The organism is Caballeronia sp. LZ043 (assembly GCF_031451075.1).
Taxonomy (GTDB): domain Bacteria; phylum Pseudomonadota; class Gammaproteobacteria; order Burkholderiales; family Burkholderiaceae; genus Caballeronia.
The window spans coordinates 973,381-988,311 of record NZ_JARUXT010000004.1 but is presented as its reverse complement, the minus strand read 5'-3'; the positions used below and the strand labels follow the sequence as shown (position 1 = coordinate 988,311).

Below are 14,931 nucleotides of genomic sequence, written 5' to 3'. Positions count from 1 at the left end.
ATGAGACGCACATTTTGCGCAAGCATGGATATGCTTGTGTGATCCATCAGTCACCATCAGCCACCATCAGCCAGCGCGCGGAGTCTCCATGACCGATTTGTCGAGCGGAACCACCCAGCTTCTTTCCATCGCGAAAGGCCGCGAGGACGTCGATCCCGCGGAAACCGCCGAATGGCTGGAGGCGCTCGACGCCGTCGTGGAGCACGTAGGCCGGGAGCGCGCGCAGTATCTGTTCGACCGGCTTGCGGAACACGCGCTGTCCGTCGGCGTGGAATCGGCGCGAGCGCGCGCGACGCCTTACACCAACACCATTCCCGTCGCGCAGCAGCCGCCGTATCCGGGCAAGCTCGACGTCGAAGAGCGGCTCGCCGCCGTGCTGCGCTGGAACGCGCTCGCGATGGTCGTGCGCGCGAACCGCGCCTATGGCGAGCTGGGCGGTCATATCGCCAGCTATGCCTCGGCGGCGGATCTGTTCGAAGTGGGCTTCAATCACTTCTTCCGCGCGGCCGGCGCGAATCATGGCGGCGACCTCGTGTACTTCCAGCCGCATTCGTCGCCGGGCGTGTATGCGCGCGCCTTTCTCGAAGGCTTCCTCGACGAGCACCACCTGAAGCACTATCGGCGCGAGATCGCGGGACCGGGACTCTGCTCCTATCCGCATCCGTGGCTGATGCCCGACTTCTGGCAGTTCCCGACCGGTTCCATGGGCATCGGGCCGATCAACTCGATCTACCAGGCCAGGTTCATGCGTTATCTGCAGAACCGCAACCTGCAGGTCACCGAAGGCCGCAAGGTGTGGGGCTTCTTCGGCGACGGCGAGATGGACGAGCCGGAATCGATCGGCGCGCTGTCGCTCGCGGCGCGCGAGCAGCTGGACAACTTGGTGTTCGTCATCAACTGCAACCTGCAGCGGCTCGACGGTCCCGTGCGCAGCAACGGCCGGATCGTCGATGAACTCGAAGCGCAGTTCACCGGCGCAGGCTGGAACGTCATCAAGGTGCTGTGGGGCTCGGACTGGGACGGGCTGTTCGCGCGCGATCGCAACAACGCGTTGCTGCGCGCCTTTGCGCATACCGTCGACGGCCAGTTCCAGACCTTCTCGGCCAACGACGGCCGCTACAACCGCGAACGCTTCTTCGGCCAGAACGCGGAACTGGCGGCGCTGGCCGCGCATCTGTCGGACGAGGACATCGACCGTCTGCGCCGCGGCGGCCACGACGTGCGCAAGCTGCACGCGGCGTACGCGAAGGCGCTCGCGCACAAGGGCCAACCGACCGTGATCCTCGCCAAGACCATGAAGGGTTTCGGCATGGGCACGGTGGGACAGGGCCGCATGACGACGCATCAGCAGAAGAAGCTCGATCTCGACGACCTCAAGGCGTTTCGCGATCGTTTCCGCCTGCCGCTCTCGGATGAAGACGTCGAGCAGGTGAAGTTCTACAAACCGGCCGACGACGCCCCGGAGATGCGCTATCTGCACGAGCGGCGTGCGGCGCTGGGCGGCTATTTGCCGCGCCGCCGGGCGAAGGCGACACAGGGCGTCACGCCGCCCGCGCTCGCCAGTTGGGGACAATTCGCGCTGACTGCCGCCGGCAAGGAAATGTCCACGACGATGGCCTTCGTGCGGATGCTCGGCAGCCTGCTGAAAGATCCGGCGCTCGGGCCGCGCGTGGTGCCGGTGGTCGCCGACGAGGCCCGCACCTTCGGCATGGCGAACCTCTTCAGACAGGTGGGCATCTATTCGCCGCTCGGCCAGTTGTACGAGCCGGAGGACATGGGCTCGATGCTCTATTACCGCGAGGACACGCGCGGCCAGATTCTCGAAGAAGGCATTTCGGAGGCGGGCGCGGTGTCGTCGTGGATCGCGGCGGCGACGTCCTACAGCGTGCACGACCTGCCCATGCTGCCGTTCTACATCTACTACTCGATGTTCGGCTTCCAGCGCATCGGCGACCTGATTTTTGCGGCGGCGGACCAGCGTTCGCGCGGCTTCCTGATCGGCGCGACGGCAGGGCGCACGACGCTCGGCGGCGAGGGTTTGCAGCATCAGGACGGCACGAGCCATCTGAGCGCATCGACGATCCCGAATTGCCGCGCCTACGATCCCGCATTCGCGTACGAAGTGGCGGCCATCGTCGATGAAGGCATGCAGGAGATGATGGAGCGTCAGAACGACGTGTTCTATTACGTCACGGTGACCAACGAGAACTATGCGCAGCCTTCCGCGCCGGGCGGCACGCTGAGCGATGCCACGCGCGACGGCATCCTGCGCGGCATGCATCGGCTCGGCGACGCTGCGGAGAGCGCGGCGCAGGTGCAGTTGCTGGGATCAGGCGCGATCCTGAATGAAACGCTCGCGGCGCGCACGATGCTCGCGGAAGACTGGAACATCGACGCCGCCGTGTGGAGCGTGACGAGCTACACCGAGCTGCATCGCGACGGCGCGGCCTGCGAACGTCTCGCGCGCCTGAGCGACGATGACGCCCCCGAGCCGTTCGTCACGCGCGCGCTGCAAGGCACGCACGGACCGGTGATCGCGGCGACGGACTATGTGCGCGCGCTGCCCGAACTCATTCGCGTCAGCGTGCCGCGCCGCTATGTGACGCTGGGTGCCGACGGCTTCGGCCGCAGCGATACGCGGCAGGCGCTGCGTGCGTTCTTCGAGGTGGACCGCGTGTCGATCGTGCTGGCCGCGTTGAAGGCGCTCGTGGATGACGGCGTGATCGAGCGCTCTGTGCTGAAGGATGCGCGCGCGCGTTACGGCCGCAGCAACGAGGATTCCGGCGCACCCTGGACGCGCTAGGCGTCGCGCCGCGCGGCGTCGAGCAGGTCGCGGACTTCGTCGTCGCTGGTCTGGTCGAAATCGGCGTAGAACTGGCCTACGCCGAAGAAGGCACGCGGCCGAAGCACGCACACGAACTCGTCCACGACGTGTTCCACGCGCGCATCCGAATCGAGCGGCGCGACCGGTAGCGCCGCGACGATCCTCGCGGGATGCGCGTGCCGCAGCGACATTGCGGCGGCCTTCAGCGTCGCGCCGGTTGCCATGCCGTCATCGACGAGAATCGCCACGCGGCCGCTCACGTCGAGCGGCGGACGCGCTCCCCGATACAGCCGCTCGCGCCGGAGCAGTTCGGCACGTTCCCCGGCGATTACGCGCTCGAGTTGATCCTCCGACACGCCTGCGTAATCCACGATGCTCCGGTCCAGAAAGAACGCTTCTCCCGAGGCGATCGCGCCCATGGCGAGTTCGGGCTGCGCCGGCACGCCGAGCTTGCGGACGACGAGGATGTCGAGCGGCGCGTCGAGCGCGCGGGCCACTTCGAACGCAACAGGAACGCCGCCGCGCGGCAGCGCGAGGACGATGACGTCTTCACGATGGGCGTAGTGACCGAGATGAGTCGCGAGGTCGCGGCCTGCGTGCCTTCGGTTGTCGAATGTGGAGTCCATGCCGGATGCCTCCCGAACGTTGCCGCGCGGTTTCAGGATACTCGCGGGTCAAGTCAGGGGGGCGCCTTGTTGCAACGCTTGCAATGTCCCTTCATCAGCCTTCACGATGAAAACCAAAGCACGAAATCGGTGCGTTTCATGCGACATGAAAGAGCATTGCACCAAGTTCGATAACACCCGTTGATCGTTCGCGGCGCACGCCGCACCACCTTGTTCGCCCGTGGGCCAAACGTACGCACCGCTTCGATGCCTCATGCGCCAACTTGGCCCGGAACTTGCAAATTGAGCGCCTTTCGTCAATCGACCGCTCCACCATGCAGGCACTTCAGTCCGGAACCAACACACTTTTTCTGCTGCTTGGCGCCGCCATGGTGCTTGCGATGCATGCGGGCTTCGCGTTCCTCGAACTCGGCACGGTCCGCCGCGAGAATCAGGTCAACGCGCTGGTCAAGATCCTGGTGGACTTCGCCGTCTCGACGCTCGCTTACTTCTTCATCGGCTACAACATCGCGTACGGCGTGCAGTTCATGCATGGCGCCGATATCCTCGCCGAGCACAACGGCTATGCGCTCGTGCGCTTCTTCTTCCTGCTGACCTTCGCAGCGGCGATTCCGGCGATCGTCTCCGGCGGCATCGCCGAGCGCTCCAAGTTCAATCCGCAGCTTTTCGCGACCTGCGTGATCGTCGGCTTCCTGTATCCGCTGCTCGAGGGCATGGCGTGGAACGAGCGCTTTGGCATCCAGGCCTGGCTCACGCAGGCCTTCGGCGCACCGTTTCACGACTTCGCGGGTTCCGTGGTCGTGCATGCGTTCGGCGGCTGGGTGGCCCTGCCTGCGGTCGTGCTGCTCGGGCCGCGTCATGGGCGTTATCACAAGGACGGGCGCATCGCCGCGCATCCGCCCTCGTCGATTCCCTTCCTGGCACTGGGCGCATGGGTGCTGGCGGTCGGCTGGTTCGGCTTCAACGTGATGAGCGCGCAGACGGTCGACAAGATCAGCGGCCTCGTCGCGGTCAACTCGCTGATGGCGATGGTCGGCGGCACGCTCGCCGCCTGGTTCGCAGGCCGCAACGATCCGGGCTTCACCTATAACGGACCGCTCGCGGGCCTGGTCGCGGTGTGCGCGGGCTCGGACCTGATGCATCCCCTCGGCGCGCTGATCGTGGGCGCGGTCGCGGGCGTGCTGTTCGTGCAGATGTTCACCTGCGTGCAGAACCGCTGGCGCATCGACGACGTGCTCGGCGTGTGGCCGCTGCATGGCATGTGCGGCGCGTGGGGCGGCATCGCGGCGGGCATTTTCGGGCAGAAGGTGTTCGGCGGCATTGGCGGCGTGTCGATCTTCTCGCAGGTGATCGGCACGGTGGGCGCGGTGGCGCTCGCGCTGGCCGGCGGCACGGCCGTCTATGGGGCGATCAAGCTGACCGTGGGCCTGCGGCTGGATCGCGAGGAAGAGTTCAATGGCGCCGATCTGGCCATCCATCGCATCTCGGCGACGCCGGAGCGGGATCTGGCGGGCTGACTGGCCGTTCCAGCCGTTGCGGTCTTTGCGCCTGTGACGCGACTCAACACAGGCGCGCCGATTGACGGGTCTCGGGCATTGACAGAGAATGCCCCGCCCGGCGTCTTTCAGGATCTTGTGCCGTCCCGAGCGCGCGCCGGTTACGATATACCGGTCGACATCCCCGGAGGCGCAACGCTTGGACTCCACCGAGACCGCGACATACGATCTGCCGCTGCCCGCACGCAATTTCGCTTCGACGCGAAAGATGCTGCTGCGCGTGCTGGCTGCGTCGATCGTCATTCCGCTGGCATGCCTGGCCCTGTATGGCTACTACGACCTGCAGCGCCGCTTTTCCGACGCGGAAGACTTCACCGAGCGCCTGACGCGCGTGGCGGACGAGCATGCGCTGAAGGTCATCGACCTGAACCAGCAACTCGAAACCCGTATCGTCGATCTGCTCGGCGACAGCAACGACGACGCCATTCGCGGCCGCGAGGCCTCGCTTCATCACACGCTCGACGAGATGGACAGCACGCTCGCGCAGATCGCGGCCATCTCCGTGTTCGGCGAGCATGGCAATCTGCTCGCGAACAGCCGCTATTTCCCGGCGCCGCCCGTCTCGATCGCCGAGCGCGACGACTTCCAGTCCGCGCGTTCCGTCGCGCCGGTCACGTACTTCTCCTTGCCCCTGCGCGGCAAGGTGGCGCGTTCGGATGTCTTCACCACCACGATGGGCCGCATTGCCAGCAATGGGCGCTTCCTTGGCGTGGTGTCGATCGCGGTGAAGCGGGGCTACTTCGTCGACTTCTATCACGAGCTGGTCGGCGGCGATCAGGCAGTTGTGGTGGGCCTGTACCGGCGCGACGGCGGCATTCTCGCGCGCTATCCCGCCAAGCCCGACGACGCCGAGCCCGCCGCCAACACGCCCTTTACGAACGCCTTCCGCAACAACGAGCTGTATGGCCGCATGCGCGTGGAGTCGAGCGTCGATCACGTCGAACGGCTGTTGGCCTTCCGGCGCGTGGGCGATTATCCGCTCTATGTCGCGGTGGGCTACGCGGTCTCCGCGATCTACGGGAACTGGCTTCACGGCCTCGCGCTCGCGGCGGCGGCCGCGCTGGGGCCGTGCATCGCCGTCTGGCTGCTGATCCTGTTCTCCATTCGCCGGCTGAACGCCGAACAGGCCGCGTGGGAACGCTGGCGCGCGGAGGTGGCGACGCGGCTGTCCATCGAGGCGTCGAGCCGACAGCTGCGGCGCATGGGGGCGCTCGGCAACCTCGTCGCCAATGTCGCGCACGACTTCAATAACCTGCTGATGGTGGTGGCGTCGAACATGGAGCTGGCGCGGCGCAAGCACTTCAACGGCGTCGAGCCGGAAGTGCTGGCGGTGGAGCGCGCGACTTCCGGGGCCGAATCGCTGGCGCGGCGCCTGATGAGCGTTGCGCGCAAGCAGCCGCTCAAGCAGGAACTGATCGAGCCGGCGGCGTGGTTGCGCAATCTGCTCGGGCTTGTGAAGACCTCCGTGCATCCGTCGGTGTCGGTGACGCTGGAACTGTCGCCCGACTTGTGGTGCGTAACGGCCGATCCGGTGGAACTGGAACTGGCGCTCGTGAACGTCGCGGTCAACGCCAGCGAGGCGATGCCGCACGGCGGGCGCGTGCTGATCCGCTGCCAGAACGCGCGCGTGCGGGGCGCCGAAACCGATATCCCCGATGGCGAGTATCTGCTCATCTCGATCACGGACAACGGCGAAGGCATGAACGAGCAGACGCTGCGGCGCGCCTTCGAGCCCCTCTTCACGACGAAAGTCCGTGGCATGGGCACGGGCCTCGGCCTGGTGCAGGTGCTGGCGGCCTGCGAGCAGGCCGGGGGCACCGCGCGCATCACCAGCGTGGCGGGATCGGGGACGACGGTCCGGCTGTATCTGCCGCGGCATCATGGGCCGGCGCCGGTGACGTCGAAGGCCTACATGCCGCCGGAAACCGAGATCGAACCGCTGCTGTCCGCGGCCCGTTCGACCACTGACGCCAACGACGAAGCGCATCCGCTGCGCGGCACGTCGGTGCTGCTGGTCGAGGACAACCAGGATGTGGCGGCGGGCGTGTTGGCCGTACTCGAAGTGTTCGGCTGCGCGGTGCATCACGAGGACAGCGCCGATGGCGCCTTCGCGCTGCTGGGCGAAGGCTACGCTTTCGATCTCGTGCTGACGGACGTGCAGATGCCGGGCCGCATGAACGGCATCGACCTGGCCGAGCAGATCACGAAGCGGCTGCCGGCGCAGAAGCTGATCCTGATGACCGGCTACGCCGACGAACTTGAACGCGCGAAGCATCTTGGCGTGCCGATTCTCGCGAAGCCGTTCGACATGGACGATCTGCTCGAACTGATTGCGCCGGGCGTGGCGCATTGAATGGGCTTACTTGTTATGACTCGGCACCGAGCGCGCGCCGACTAGCGGATTGAAGCCGGCTCGCTTCGGAGAAGGCTCGGTTTTCTTCGCTGCACGGGTTGACGAACGCGTGCCGTCGCCGCCCAATTGGCTCAACAGGTCTTCGTCGTCGGGCGCGTCTTCGGCTGGGTCCGTAGGTGACGACGCGCCCGCGCGATGCTCGACCACCGAGATGAAGTCCTTGCGCGCCGTCTTCAGCGCGCGTCCCGGCATCATCACGATGACCACTGCTTCGTGCACGCCATGGCCGTCCACGGTGCGCAGCGTGCCGTCCTCGTTCCAGTCGATACCACTCTCCGCGTAAGCCGCGACGAGATGATGCAGCACGGCGGGCGACATCACGCCGGCATCGTAGAGCCCGACGATCTGCCGCTCCGCAAGCGCGAACAGGCTGCCCGGCCCGCGCGCGGGTTTGGTCTTTGGCTTGCGCGCGGCCACTTACTGCGGCTTCCCGGCGGGCGCGACGCGCCACACGGCGTTGCCGACATCGTCGGCGACGAGGAGGCCGCCCGCATGATCCACCGCCACGCCGACGGGCCTTCCGCGCGCATGGCCATCCGACGAAAGAAAGCCGGTGAGGATGTCTTCCGGCGGTCCCGAGGGCTTGCCGTCCTGGAAGGGCACGAAGACGACCTTGTAGCCGCTGCGGGGCTTGCGGTTCCACGAGCCATGCTGGCCGATGAACGCGCCATTGCGATAGCGCTCGGGGAAGGCGCTGCCGTCGTAGAACGTCAGGCCGAGCGACGCGGTGTGCGCGCCGAGCGCGTAGTCGGGGAGGATCGCGGACTGCACGAGGTCCGCGCGCTGCGGCTTCACGCGGTCGTCGACATGCTGGCCGTAATAGCTGTAGGGCCAGCCATAGAACGCGCCGTCCTTCACCGAGGTGAGATAGTCGGGCACGAGTTCGTTGCCCAGTTCGTCGCGCTCGTTTACGACCGTCCACAGCGCGCCGCTTTGCGGCTGCCATGACATGCCGTTAGGGTTGCGCAAACCGGTGGCGAACGGCCGCGCCTGCTTCGTCGCGATGTCCACTTCCATGATCTGCGCCCGGCCGTTCTCGGCATCGATGCCGTTTTCCGCCGCGTTGCTGTTCGAGCCGACGGTCACATAGAGCTTCTTGCCGTCGCGGCTTGCAATGATGTTCTTGGTCCAGTGATGATTGATCTCGCCGGCGGGCAGATCCATGAACTTCTCGCCCGGCGTGGTGATCTGCGTCATGCCGGGCTCGTACTTGAAGCGCATGATCGCGTCGGTGTCCGCGACGTACAGTTCGTCGCCGATGAGCGCCATGCCGAACGGCGAATGCAGCTTGTCGATGAACACGGTGCGCGTGTCGGCGATGCCGTCGCCGTTGGTATCGCGCAGCAACACGATGCGGTCCGGGCTCGCGACGCCCGCGCCCGCGCGCTTCTGCACCTTCTTCATCACGAAGCCCTTGATGCCGGCGTTTTCGTCGTGTTGCGCGGGCGCATTGCTTTCCGCGACGAGCACGTCGCCATTGGGCAGCGTGGCGATCCAGCGCGGGTGATCGAGCTTGGTGGCGAACGGCGTCACCTGGAAACCCTGTGCGGCGTCCGGCTGCTCGCCGGCTTGCCACGGCTTCGCCGGAGCGATGTTCACGGTCGGCATCAAGCCCTTGTGCGGCGCGGGCAATTCGGGATCGGGACCGAAGCCGGCGGCGTAGCCTGCCGCGAATGCGCTGCCGCAAGCGAGCATCGACAGGCTGGCTGCAACGCGCACGAGTTGATTCGATGTTTTTTTCAAGCTTGACTCCTGTGGTGTGACGAGCGGAGGTTCCGCCGATCCGCTCAGCCGCCGCCGATGCCCTGTGTCACCTTGCCGGTGCCGCCGCAGGTAGCGCACTCCGAACCGTCGAGCTTGCCGGTGCCGTTGCAGTCCGGACACAGATCCTCGCCTGAGCCGGGCGCGCCGGCTTCGGCTTCATCGCCGGGATTGAGAGGAGGTTGCTGGGCCATCGCTGTCTCCTTGGCTGAACGCGTGCAGGCTGGATCGCCCGCGCATGCATGTGCACCGCGAGCAAGCGACGTTCCTCGTCGTGTCAGGTATGCGCGATGCTGCAACCCGTGGGCGACCTTCGAGTCGCACCGGTGTTTCAGTTCAAAGCGCAGGAGGAAACATGAGCGACAAGCAGAAGCAAATGGGCAATCAGCCGTCGGACCCGTCACAGCAACAGCACGGCCAGCCTGAGCCGCCGCCCGCACAACCGCAGCAGGACAATCAGAGTGGCCAGCGTCAGCAGAACCAGCCATTGCCTCAGCATCAGGGCGGGCAGCGTCAACCTTGAGCCATTCAAGGCGCGCGGTTTCGTGTCACGCGGAATCGCGCCTCAAGGCTTTCGCCCGAACGCCTCGCGCAGCCGCTTTTTCGCACGCTCCAGCGTGCTCTTGCGCGACTTCGGCAGATTGCGTCCCGCGCGGTTGATATAAAAGTTAAGCATCGACATGGCCGACTGGAACGGCGACCCCTTGCGGCGTGTGCTGTGCGTGGAGGAGCGCTTCAGCGAATCGGCGATTTCCTGTGCATTGCCGGTCTTGAAGATGTCGCGCTGGATATCCATCGCGTCGCTTGTCTCCATGACGTGATGCGACCAGCGGTGTGTCGAGCGCGCGGGCTTCTTGCGGGCGGTGGCAAGGGAATGACGCTGGCGCGTGCTCGGACGCTTGCTGCTGCTGGATTTGCGCTTGGGCGACTTGGTGGATTTCCCGGCTATAGTGGCCATGTCTCGTTCCTCGATTCCTCAAGTCAGCCCTGCGCGATGCGCCGCGCCTGTTCCAGCGTGAGCGGTTCGCGCATCGCTTCGGCGAGCCGGCAAACGGCGGCATCGTACTCGCAGGCCACCACCGCGCCCACTTGCGAATCCTTCATCAGGAAGGCGATGAAGTGCTGGGCGTCGAGGTCGCCGTCGATCTCGACGCTGTCCGGTTCCGACACGTGTCCGAGATAGTCGAAGGTCTTGTCGTAGTGGAAGGTCCAGAAATACGGCACGCCCGCATAGTCGCGCGGTTGCCCCGCCATGTTGTACGCGGCCACGCGCGCATGCTGCTGCGCGACACGCCAGTGCTCGATACGCACGGACTGCCCCGAGCGCGGCAGCGGAAACTGCGCGATATCGCCTGCGGCATAGAGGTGGGGCGCGGCGAGCATCGTGGTATTGACGGTAAGGCTGCCGTCCTCGTTGCGCGCGACGCCTGTCAGGAACTGGGTCGCGGGCGCGACGCCGGTTCCCGCGATGACGATGTCGGCGGCAATTTTCTCGCCGGAGTCGAGCATCACTTCGCGCACCGCATTGCCGCCCACGAGCGAACTCACGCGCGCGTTCATGTGAAACGCCACGCCGTTCTTCTCATGCAGTTTCCGGAACATGTCGCCGATGCGCTCGCCGAACTGCTTCGCGAAGGGCACCTTGCCGGGCGCGACCACGGTGACGTCCACGCCGCGCTTCCTCAGGCATGAAGCCGCTTCCAGTCCGATGAAGCTCGCTCCCACGATCACTGCACGCTTGTGTCCTTCGAGCGAGGTCAGGATGGCGCGTGCATCGTCACGTGTGCGCAGCAAGTGCACATGTCCGAGATTCGCGCCGGGCATGGTCAGCGGCTTGGGCGTGCCGCCTGTGCAGATGAGCGCGGTGTCGTAGTCGAGCTTCTTGCCGTCGACGAAATCCGCGTGCCGCGCGCGGGCGTCCAGATGCATGACGTCCGACTCGATGCGGTCGATGTCATGCTTCTCGAAGAAATCCGCGTCGAGCAGGGGCGGCACGTCGTCCGGCGGCATGTCGCCGGCGAGCGTGAACTTGCTCAGCGACGTGCGATCGTAGGGCTCGCGCGCGTCGCCGCCTGCCAGAACCACGCGGCCGTCGAAACCGGCTTCGCGAAGCGCGGCGCATGCCGCGGCGCCCGCCGCGCCCGCGCCGACGACCAGCATCGTCCTCGCATTCGTCTGCGCTTTCGATGCGAACTCTTCGCTATCGACGGCGGGCAGTGCAATATAAACGTCGCCGTCGTTGACGGTGGTCTCGTAGCGAGTCAGCGCCTTGAGCGCAGGCGGTTCGACGAGACTGCCGTCGCGTACCTCGAAGGTGCCCTTGTGCCATGGACAGACGATGCGCCCGTTGCAGATCGCGCCTTCATCGAGCGGCCCGCCCGCGTGCGGACATTCGGCCGTATAGGCGCGAATGTCGTCGCCGTCGCGCACGAGCAGAATGGGCGTTTCCTTCGCGTCCGGCTCATTGCCCTTGATGCACACGCGCTTGCCGCGTTCGGCGGAGACCTCTGCGGCACGCGCAACCTTATGCTGAATGGGGGACATCGCACTCTCCAGTAGCTTCAAACATCGAAGCACGTTTTGCGTCTGGAGAGCGCGAAGCAATTCGCGGACCGCGCGGCCTTGTCAAAGCGCTTCGGTCACCGCACGCAGGAACTGCCGTGTGCGCTCATGCTGGGGCGCTGAGAAGAACTGCTGCGGCGGCGCCTGTTCGATGATCTTGCCTTGCGAGAAAAAGCACACGCGATCGGCGAATTCCTTGGCGAAGCCCATCTGGTGCGTGACCATCAGCATGGTCAGGTTGTGCTCCTCGCCGAGGCGGCGGATGACGTTGAGCACTTCGCCGCACAGTTCGGGATCGAGCGCCGACGTCACTTCATCGAACAACATGACTTGCGGGCGCATGGCGAGCGCGCGTGCAATCGCGACGCGCTGTTGCTGACCGCCCGACAACTGCGACGGATAGTGATCGTTCTTGTCCGCGAGTCCGACCAGTGAGAGCAGTTCGCGGGCACGTTCGGTGGCTTCCTTCTTCGAGAGGCCGAGCACGCTCATCGGCGCTTCGATGGTGTTCGCGAGCGCCGTCATGTGCGGGAACAGGTTGAAGCTCTGGAACACCATGCCGATCTTGCTGCGCACCTGCCGCACATGGCGCGGCGATGCAGCGACGAGCGCGCCGCCGCGCCGTTCATGCGTGAGCGGCTCGCCGTCCACTTCGATGAAGCCGTCGGTGAGCGGATCGAGCGTCATCAGCACGCGCAGCAGCGTGGACTTGCCCGAGCCGCTCGGCCCGATGATCGCTACTTTCTCGTTGCGCGCGACATCGAGATCGAGACCGTCCAGCACGGTCAGCGCGCCATAGCGTTTGGTCACGTTGCGAAAGCGCACCATCGGGGCGTTCGCGCGGGCATCGGCGGCGGCGCCGAGCGCGGGATCGAGATCGCGTTTCATCTGCTGCTCCTGAAGGTGGGTTGCGGTCATGGCAGCCTCACGCGCCGTTCCAGATGACGCACGCCCGAGGCGAACGTCACGCTGATGATGAGGAAGAAGATCCCGGTCATCGTGATCGGTTCGAGATAGCGGAACGTTTCGGAGCCGAGGTTCTTGGCCTGCTGCATCAGTTCGACCACCGTGATGGCCGACAGCACCGGCGTGTCCTTGAACATGGCCACCAGGTAGTTGCCGAGGGCGGGAATCACCGGGCGAATCGCCTGCGGCAGGATCACGCCGGTATAGGTGCGCCACGGCGAAAGCGACAGCGCACACGAGGCTTCCCATTGACCGCGCGCCACGCCGTTGAGACCCGCGCGATAGACCTCGGACACATAGCACGCGTAATGCACTGCGATGCCGATGGTGCCTGCCATCAGCGCGGACATCGTGAGCCCGTAGAGCGGCGCGACGTAGAACAGCACGTACACCTGGATCAGCAGCGGCGTGCTGCGGATGAATTCGATGAACAGCGCCGTGGGCCGCGACACGGCGGCGATCTCGCTGCGCCGCAGGATCGCGAGCACGAGACCCAGCACGAGGGCGATGGCGAAGCCAACCAGCGTGATGCCGATGGTATAGGTGGCCGCGCGCGCCAGTTCGGGCAGGATCTGCAGCGCGTACTTGACATCGAAGAGCTGTCCGAGCGCATTCATGATGCCGCTCCCGGAAGCGCACGCGCCGGCTTGCGAACGGCCACATGACTGCTGACGCGGCGCTCGAAGCCGCGCATCACGGCGACGATGATCTGTGCGAGCACGAAGTAGATGAGCAGCGTGAGGCCGAAGATCTCGGCTGTCTTGAAGGTTGCTTCGTCGAGCTGGCGCGCGCGGAACGTCAGGTCCGAGAGCGTGATCAGCGAGACGAGCGAGGTGCCCTTGAGCAATTCGATCATCAGGTTGGTCGCGGGCGGCAGGGCATTGATCATCGCCTGCGGGAGGATGATGCGACGCAGCCGCGCCGTTGCCGGCATGTTCAGCGCGAGCGCCGCTTCATACTGGCCGCCGGGCACCGAGCGCAGCGCGCCGCGCAGGATCTCCGAGCCATACGCGCCGTAGTGCAGCCCCAGCCCGACGATGGCCACCGTGAACGGCGACAGCTTCAGGTCGAAGGGCGGCAGCGGCAATACGAAGAACAGCCAGAACAGCTGCACCAGCAGCGAGGTGCCGCGAAACACTTCTACATAGGCATTGCCGGCCCAGCGCACGAGGCGATAGGGCGCGGCGCGCAACGCAGTAGCGACGCTCGCCATGACGATGGCCAGGAGGATGCTGATCACGGCGATCTGCATCGTGACGAGCGTGCCCTTCCACAACAGGGGCAGGAGCTCATTGAGGTCACTCATGACGATGGTCCTCGCGAGTGGATCAAACGCTGTGAATTGTTGTAACGAGACGCGAAGCGCTTCAGCCCGCGCACAGCTCCGGTGCTTTCTTCGTCGTCAGGTTGGACTTGTCGAAACCGAACGGCCCCACGGTCTTCAGATGATCGTCCGTGCCGAGCCATTGATGCAGTTCCTTGTTGACCGCATCGCGCAGGTCCGTGTCTTCCGGACGGAACGCGAGCGCGCCATAGCCCGTGTGCTTCGGATCGTCGTTGAACTGGCTCACCGCTTCGACTTGCGGCCCGCCTTTCGATGCCAGGCCTTTCATGGTCAGCGACGTGCCCACGGCGGCATCGGCGCGGCGTGCCCGCACCGCCTGCAATTGCGCGGTGGTGTCCGGAACCTGGAGGATCTGATCGTCCTTGATGCCGGCCTGACGCGCGTAGCCGAGTTCGGCGGTGCCGGCCATGATTGCGAGCTTCGTATCGGGTTGCTTCGCGACATCGGCATAGCTGTGCAGCTTCTTCGGGTTGTCCTTCATCGTCAGCAGCGTGTCGGGGATCTGGTATTGCGGATCGGCGAACGCAACCTGCTTGCAGCGCTCCGGCGTGATGTACATGCCTGCCGCGATGACGTCGAAGCGGCCGGCCTTGAGGCCCGGAATCAAGGCGCCCCATTCGGTCAGGACCGCATCGACCTTGTTCACGCCGAGCTTGGCGAAGACCTTCTTCGCGATCTCCGGCGACTCCCCGGTCACGGTGCCGTCAGCCGTCGTGTAGGCAAAGGGCGTTTCGTTGGCGTAGCCGATGCGCACCTCGCCGGTGCGCTGAATGCGCTGCAAGGTGGTTTCCGCGCTCGCGCTCGTGGCAAAGGAGGCCAGGCATGCCGCTGTGACACACGCCGCTGCCAGCAATCCAGACAGTCGCTTCGTCTTCATA

Annotated in this window: 14 protein-coding genes; 4 read left to right on the top strand and 10 right to left on the bottom strand. The window is 65.5% G+C overall.

The features are described 5' to 3' along the window. Positions 1 to 88: 88 nt before the first annotated feature. The gene (gene mdeB, locus QCE64_RS32070) at positions 89 to 2,803 is read left to right on the top strand and encodes an alpha-ketoglutarate dehydrogenase (protein ID WP_310008188.1); all 2,715 of its coding nucleotides are present in this window, start codon (positions 89 to 91) and stop codon (positions 2,801 to 2,803) included. Here mdeB and QCE64_RS32065 read toward each other — a convergent pair. Continuing rightward, the gene (locus QCE64_RS32065) at positions 2,800 to 3,450 is read right to left on the bottom strand and encodes a phosphoribosyltransferase (protein WP_309934979.1); all 651 of its coding nucleotides are present in this window, start codon (positions 3,448 to 3,450) and stop codon (positions 2,800 to 2,802) included. The genes mdeB and QCE64_RS32065 overlap by 4 nt on opposite strands. A gap of 314 nt (positions 3,451 to 3,764) precedes the next feature. Here QCE64_RS32065 and QCE64_RS32060 point away from each other — a divergent pair, with 314 nt between their 5' ends. Beyond that, positions 3,765 to 4,967, top strand: a complete 1,203-nt coding sequence (locus tag QCE64_RS32060) for an ammonium transporter (protein ID WP_309926634.1) — start codon at positions 3,765 to 3,767, stop codon at positions 4,965 to 4,967. Between the two features lie 178 nt (positions 4,968 to 5,145). Then, positions 5,146 to 7,359 carry an ATP-binding protein gene (locus QCE64_RS32055; protein ID WP_310008187.1) on the top strand — a complete coding sequence of 738 codons (2,214 nt, stop codon included), beginning with the start codon at positions 5,146 to 5,148 and terminating at the stop codon, positions 7,357 to 7,359. A 6-nt stretch (positions 7,360 to 7,365) separates the two neighbouring features. Here QCE64_RS32055 and QCE64_RS32050 read toward each other — a convergent pair whose 3' ends face one another. The 3 genes from QCE64_RS32050 to QCE64_RS32040 all read right to left on the bottom strand — a co-directional run bounded on the left by QCE64_RS32050 (position 7,366) and on the right by QCE64_RS32040 (position 9,374). Then, a complete protein-coding gene (locus QCE64_RS32050) occupies positions 7,366 to 7,836 on the bottom strand; it encodes a hypothetical protein (protein ID WP_310008186.1) in 471 nt (156 codons plus the stop codon). After that, positions 7,837 to 9,114, bottom strand: coding sequence for a sorbosone dehydrogenase family protein (locus tag QCE64_RS32045; RefSeq protein ID WP_309821201.1), 1,278 nt, complete (start codon positions 9,112 to 9,114; stop codon positions 7,837 to 7,839). It lies immediately after the preceding gene. A 92-nt stretch (positions 9,115 to 9,206) separates the two neighbouring features. Continuing rightward, positions 9,207 to 9,374 (bottom strand): hypothetical protein, encoded by a 168-nt coding sequence (locus tag QCE64_RS32040; RefSeq protein ID WP_309820549.1) that lies wholly within the window; start codon positions 9,372 to 9,374, stop codon positions 9,207 to 9,209. Positions 9,375 to 9,535: 161 nt separating this feature from the next. Here QCE64_RS32040 and QCE64_RS32035 point away from each other — a divergent pair, with 161 nt between their 5' ends. Then, the gene (locus tag QCE64_RS32035; RefSeq protein ID WP_309926628.1) at positions 9,536 to 9,703 is read left to right on the top strand and encodes a hypothetical protein; all 168 of its coding nucleotides are present in this window, start codon (positions 9,536 to 9,538) and stop codon (positions 9,701 to 9,703) included. 42 nt (positions 9,704 to 9,745) lie between these two features. Here QCE64_RS32035 and QCE64_RS32030 read toward each other — a convergent pair whose 3' ends face one another. From QCE64_RS32030 to ehuB, 6 genes are all read right to left on the bottom strand, one after another. Next, positions 9,746 to 10,138 carry a DUF3175 domain-containing protein gene (locus tag QCE64_RS32030; RefSeq protein ID WP_310008185.1) on the bottom strand — a complete coding sequence of 131 codons (393 nt, stop codon included), beginning with the start codon at positions 10,136 to 10,138 and terminating at the stop codon, positions 9,746 to 9,748. A 23-nt stretch (positions 10,139 to 10,161) separates the two neighbouring features. Next, a complete protein-coding gene (locus QCE64_RS32025) occupies positions 10,162 to 11,724 on the bottom strand; it encodes an FAD-dependent oxidoreductase (RefSeq protein ID WP_310008184.1) in 1,563 nt (520 codons plus the stop codon). Positions 11,725 to 11,805: 81 nt separating this feature from the next. Next, complete coding sequence (ehuA, locus tag QCE64_RS32020; RefSeq protein WP_404987686.1) at positions 11,806 to 12,660, bottom strand: ectoine/hydroxyectoine ABC transporter ATP-binding protein EhuA; 855 nt, start codon at positions 12,658 to 12,660, stop codon at positions 11,806 to 11,808. After that, a complete protein-coding gene (ehuD, locus tag QCE64_RS32015; protein ID WP_310008182.1) occupies positions 12,657 to 13,325 on the bottom strand; it encodes an ectoine/hydroxyectoine ABC transporter permease subunit EhuD in 669 nt (222 codons plus the stop codon). Before ehuD ends, ehuA begins: the two co-directional genes overlap by 4 nt. Continuing rightward, a complete protein-coding gene (ehuC, locus tag QCE64_RS32010; RefSeq protein ID WP_309934970.1) occupies positions 13,322 to 14,014 on the bottom strand; it encodes an ectoine/hydroxyectoine ABC transporter permease subunit EhuC in 693 nt (230 codons plus the stop codon). The genes ehuD and ehuC overlap by 4 nt, the downstream gene beginning before the upstream one ends. A 61-nt stretch (positions 14,015 to 14,075) precedes the next feature. Then, positions 14,076 to 14,930, bottom strand: coding sequence for an ectoine/hydroxyectoine ABC transporter substrate-binding protein EhuB (ehuB, locus tag QCE64_RS32005; RefSeq protein ID WP_309926621.1), 855 nt, complete (start codon positions 14,928 to 14,930; stop codon positions 14,076 to 14,078). Between the last annotated feature and the right edge of the window lies 1 nt (position 14,931).

Excerpts from the sequence above, each read along its gene's own strand:
- QCE64_RS32040 (WP_309820549.1), bottom strand. The coding sequence starts at position 9,374 with ATGGCCCAGCAACCTCCTCTCAATCCCGGCGATGAAGCCGAAGCCGGC.
- QCE64_RS32045 (WP_309821201.1), bottom strand. The coding sequence starts at position 9,114 with ATGCTCGCTTGCGGCAGCGCATTCGCGGCAGGCTACGCCGCCGGCTTC.
- QCE64_RS32065 (WP_309934979.1), bottom strand. The coding sequence starts at position 3,450 with ATGGACTCCACATTCGACAACCGAAGGCACGCAGGCCGCGACCTCGCG.
- QCE64_RS32030 (WP_310008185.1), bottom strand. The coding sequence starts at position 10,138 with ATGGCCACTATAGCCGGGAAATCCACCAAGTCGCCCAAGCGCAAATCC.
- ehuD (WP_310008182.1), bottom strand. The coding sequence starts at position 13,325 with ATGAATGCGCTCGGACAGCTCTTCGATGTCAAGTACGCGCTGCAGATC.
- mdeB (WP_310008188.1), top strand. The coding sequence starts at position 89 with ATGACCGATTTGTCGAGCGGAACCACCCAGCTTCTTTCCATCGCGAAA.
- QCE64_RS32060 (WP_309926634.1), top strand. The coding sequence starts at position 3,765 with ATGCAGGCACTTCAGTCCGGAACCAACACACTTTTTCTGCTGCTTGGC.
- QCE64_RS32035 (WP_309926628.1), top strand. The coding sequence starts at position 9,536 with ATGAGCGACAAGCAGAAGCAAATGGGCAATCAGCCGTCGGACCCGTCA.
- ehuC (WP_309934970.1), bottom strand. The coding sequence starts at position 14,014 with ATGAGTGACCTCAATGAGCTCCTGCCCCTGTTGTGGAAGGGCACGCTC.
- QCE64_RS32025 (WP_310008184.1), bottom strand. The coding sequence starts at position 11,724 with ATGTCCCCCATTCAGCATAAGGTTGCGCGTGCCGCAGAGGTCTCCGCC.
- ehuA (WP_404987686.1), bottom strand. The coding sequence starts at position 12,660 with ATGACCGCAACCCACCTTCAGGAGCAGCAGATGAAACGCGATCTCGAT.
- ehuB (WP_309926621.1), bottom strand. The coding sequence starts at position 14,930 with ATGAAGACGAAGCGACTGTCTGGATTGCTGGCAGCGGCGTGTGTCACA.